Source organism: Pseudomonas sp. 05T35, from assembly GCF_056396605.1.
Map to the genome: position 1 here is coordinate 1 of NZ_JBFTLU010000427.1, position 3,962 is coordinate 3,962.

Annotated in this window: 6 protein-coding genes; all 6 read left to right on the top strand. The window is 55.6% G+C overall.

Annotated features, from left to right (window positions below; translation table 11 throughout):
* A partial coding sequence (rraA, locus tag AC1DH9_RS24485) for a ribonuclease E activity regulator RraA (protein ID WP_477808930.1) occupies positions 1–476 on the top strand: 476 nt, incomplete at its 5' end.
* A gap of 26 nt (positions 477–502) precedes the next feature.
* On the top strand, positions 503–1,498 hold the full coding sequence (locus AC1DH9_RS24490; protein ID WP_427540247.1) for a zinc transporter ZntB: 996 nt from the start codon (positions 503–505) through the stop codon (positions 1,496–1,498).
* 63 nt (positions 1,499–1,561) lie between these two features.
* On the top strand, positions 1,562–1,807 hold the full coding sequence (locus AC1DH9_RS24495) for a hypothetical protein (protein WP_054593251.1): 246 nt from the start codon (positions 1,562–1,564) through the stop codon (positions 1,805–1,807).
* A gap of 2 nt (positions 1,808–1,809) precedes the next feature.
* Positions 1,810–2,634, top strand: coding sequence for a mechanosensitive ion channel family protein (locus AC1DH9_RS24500; RefSeq protein ID WP_477808931.1), 825 nt, complete (start codon positions 1,810–1,812; stop codon positions 2,632–2,634).
* Positions 2,635–2,724: 90 nt separating this feature from the next.
* Positions 2,725–3,315: an RNA polymerase sigma factor SigX gene (sigX, locus tag AC1DH9_RS24505; protein ID WP_427528225.1), complete on the top strand. Its 591-nt coding sequence runs from the start codon at positions 2,725–2,727 to the stop codon at positions 3,313–3,315.
* Between the two features lie 107 nt (positions 3,316–3,422).
* Positions 3,423–3,962 (top strand): OmpA family protein (locus AC1DH9_RS24510; RefSeq protein ID WP_477808932.1); only part of this gene is annotated, 540 nt, incomplete at its 3' end.

Sequence of the window (3,962 nt, forward strand, 5' to 3'; positions counted from 1 at the left end):
CTCCCGACCTGTGTGATGCCTACCCGGAACTGGTGCAGGTGCTGGAGCCGATGTTCAGCAATTTTGGTGGCCGTGACTCCTTCGGCGGCGAAATCGTTACCATCAAGTGCTTCGAAGACAACTCACGGGTCAAGGAGCAGGCCGAGCTCAAAGGGAATGGCAAGGTGCTGGTGGTCGATGGCGGTGGTTCGCTGCGTCGCGCCTTGCTGGGCGACATGATCGCCGAGAAAGCCGCGAAAAACGGTTGGGAAGGGCTGGTTATCTACGGCTGCATCCGTGATGTCGACGTTATTGCGCAAACCGACCTGGGCGTGCAGGCGCTGGCCAGTCACCCGATGAAAACCGACAGGCGTGGCCTCGGCGACCTCAACGTTGCGGTAACCTTTGCCGGCGTGACTTTCCGTCCGGGTGAATACATCTACGCGGACAATAACGGCGTGATCGTCTCGCCAAGTCCGTTGAAAATGCCAGAATAAACAGCTGATTCAAACCAGGGGTGAGGATGTTCGAGGAAGAAAACGCGCAGTGGGGGCTGGTGCATGCCCTGGTGCTGGATGGTAAAGGTGGTGCGCGTTGGCTTGCCCGGACTGAACTGGATGACCTGCAACTGCAACCTCATGAAAGCCTTTGGCTGCACTGGGATCGTAGTCACCCGCAAACTCAGACCTGGTTGCGTAAATCCAGCGGTCTGAGCGAGTTCAGCTGTGACCTGCTGCTCGAAGAGAACACCCGGCCGCGCCTGTTGGCGCTGCCGGACTCCGAGTTGTTGCTGTTTTTGCGCGGAATCAACCTCAACCCGGGTGCCGAGCCTGAAGACATGGTGTCGGTGCGCATCTTCGCCTCTGCTCAGCGGGTCATTTCCCTGCGTTTACGCCCGTTACGCGCCACCGATGAGTTGCTGGTGCAACTGAACGAGGGCAAGGGGCCGAAAACCACCTCCGAACTGGTCCTTTATCTGGCTCAGTACCTCACCCATAAGGTGCAGGATCTGGTCAGCGATCTCTCCGAAATCGTCGATGACGAAGAAGAAAAGCTGGATGCCGACGAACGGTATACTCCGGAGCATGGCGCCATTGTGCAGATCCGTCGGCGAGCGGCCGGACTGAAGCGCTTCCTTGCTCCGCAGCGGGATATCTTCGGCCAACTGACGAGGATAAAACTGCCATGGTTTGTCGACGATGACGGCGACTACTGGAACGAATTGAACAACAGCCTGACGCGTTACCTGGAAGAGCTGGAATTGACCCGGGAGCGCGTGGGGCTGGTGCTTGAGACTGAAGACCGGCGTTTGAACGTGCACATGAATCGCATCATGTACCGCTTCGGGATCATCACCGGGATCTTTTTGCCGATGAGTTTTCTGACCGGTTTGCTCGGAATAAACGTCGGCGGAATTCCTTTTTCCGGGAACCCTTATGGCTTCGTGATTGCCTGCCTGATGATGGTGACGGTAGGGGTGGGGCAGTGGTGGTTGTTCCGGCGTTTGCGCTGGGTATGAGGGAGAGCCATGTGACCCGAGGAATTTTGATCGCGTCTTTCACAGATATCACGAGAGGTGCGTATGCACGATCCGTTTGAACAGTCCTTGCGCGACATGCTCAAGGCATCACCGTCCACCCGTGACGACGATGCCTGTCTGGGGCGTGTGCTGAAAACCGCCAACCGCCAGGTTGGTGCCGGTGATCTGTTCAGTCTGCTGGGCCGCTGGCTGCCCGCGCTGATGATCGCCCTAAATAACGGATCGGCCCATGTCATGCCGGTTTCCCGTCATAAACCTGCTGCCCGCACTGCTGATAAGGCTGATTGAATATGGAACTTGATCTCTGGACTCAGAGCCTCGTCACTGCAATGACTGCGTTGTGGACCAAGGTAGCGAACTTCATTCCGAACCTGTTCGGCGCACTGGTAGTGCTTCTGCTGGGTTTTGTCGTGGCCAAGCTGCTCGACACCCTGCTCTCGAAATTGCTCGCAAAACTGGGTCTGGATCGCTYGATGGGCGGTACCGGCTTGACCAAGCTGCTGTCCCGCGCAGGGCTGCAGGTGCCGATTTCTACATTGATCGGCAAGATCGTTTATTGGTTCGTTTTGCTGATTTTTCTGGTTTCTGCTGCAGAATCCCTTGGCTTGGAGCGAGTTTCGGCTACGCTCGACATGCTGGCACTGTATTTACCGAAAGTATTTGGTGCCGCGCTGGTGTTGCTGGTGGGCGTATTGCTCGCACAATTGGCCAACGGGCTGGTGCGTGGCGCCGCAGAAGGTGTAGGGCTGGATTACGCATCGGGCCTTGGACGTATCGCTCAGGGCCTGGTGATCATCATCAGTATTTCGGTCGCGATCAGTCAGCTTGAGGTCAAAACAGACCTGCTGAACCATGTAATCGTGATTGTCTTGATTACCGTTGGTCTGGCAGTTGCCTTGGCCATGGGGTTGGGAAGCCGGGAAATCGCCGGTCAGATTCTTGCTGGAATCTATGTGCGTGAGTTGTATCAGGTTGGGCAACAAGTGCGTGTTGGTGAGGTCGAAGGTCAGATCGAAGAGATCGGCACGGTTAAAACTACATTGCTGACCGATGAGGGTGAGCTAGTCTCACTTTCCAATCGGATCCTCCTGGAACAGCATGTTAGTAGCCGCTAACCCGGCAAACCCTGCTAATGTATGCCGCCGCAAAATGCCCGATACGATGGGCTGCGGCGGACATTGACCTGACTGTCGGCCCGACTTGTTTTGAATAAAGCCCAATCGCTATCCATGCGCTACGACCCCCGCGAGCTCTCTGATGAGGAGTTGGTCGCGCGCTCGCACACGGAGCTGTTTCACGTGACGCGCGCCTACGAAGAGCTGATGCGGCGTTATCAGAGAACATTATTTAACGTTTGTGCACGGTATCTTGGGAACGATCGTGACGCAGATGATGTCTGTCAGGAAGTGATGTTGAAGGTGTTGTACGGTCTGAAGAACTTCGAGGGTAAATCGAAGTTCAAAACGTGGCTCTACAGCATCACATACAACGAATGCATCACACAGTATCGGAAGGAACGGCGTAAGCGTCGCTTGATGGACGCTTTGAGTCTGGACCCCCTTGAGGAAGCGTCTGAAGAGAAGGCGCCGAAACCTGAGGAAAAGGGTGGACTTGATCGCTGGTTAGTGTATGTGAACCCGATTGACCGAGAAATTCTAGTGCTACGATTTGTCGCAGAGTTGGAGTTTCAGGAGATCGCGGACATCATGCACATGGGTTTGAGTGCAACGAAAATGCGGTACAAACGCGCTCTTGACAAATTGCGTGAGAAATTTGCAGGCATCGCTGAGGCTTAGTTCAGCGCAAATACTTCTTACGTGTAGGCAAGTTCTGATAGACTTGCCGCCGAGTTGTCCCCCGGTTTGCGGGACTGCTTTACAATCACCAGATGGGGATTTAACGGATGAAACTGAAAAACACCTTGGGCTTGGCCATTGGTTCTCTTATTGCCGCTACTTCGTTCGGCGCTCTGGCACAAGGCCAAGGCGCGGTCGAAGGGGAAGCATTCTGGGGCAAAACCTGGAACCACAGCGTCGATTCCTACGAGAACGGCCGCACTCCTGGCGTCTCGATCGGCTACTTCCTGACCGATGACGTGTCTGTGAACGCGACCTATCGCAAAGACGAATACACCCGTTCGGACACCGATACTGGCAACCAGCGGATCAAAGGCGATCACTTCGGTCTGAAATCCCAGTACCACTTCGGTACCGTAGGCGACGCTATCCGTCCTTACGTTGAAGGCGGTGTATCTCACGGCAGCATGACCAACGTCGCTGCTGACGGTCACACTGGTCGTGACAAGTCCACCTACCTGACCACTGGTGCTGGCGCCAAGTGGTACATGACCGACAACCTGTACGCTCGTGCTGGCGTTGAAGCCGACTACAAGCTGGACAGCGGTCGTTGGGACTACCAGGCTCTGATCGGCCTGGGCGTTAAC

What these genes read in the sequence shown, in the direction of transcription:
- AC1DH9_RS24495 (WP_054593251.1), top strand. Translation starts at nt 1,562, where the DNA reads ATGCACGATCCGTTTGAACAGTCCTTGCGCGACATGCTCAAGGCATCA.
- AC1DH9_RS24490 (WP_427540247.1), top strand. Translation starts at nt 503, where the DNA reads ATGTTCGAGGAAGAAAACGCGCAGTGGGGGCTGGTGCATGCCCTGGTG.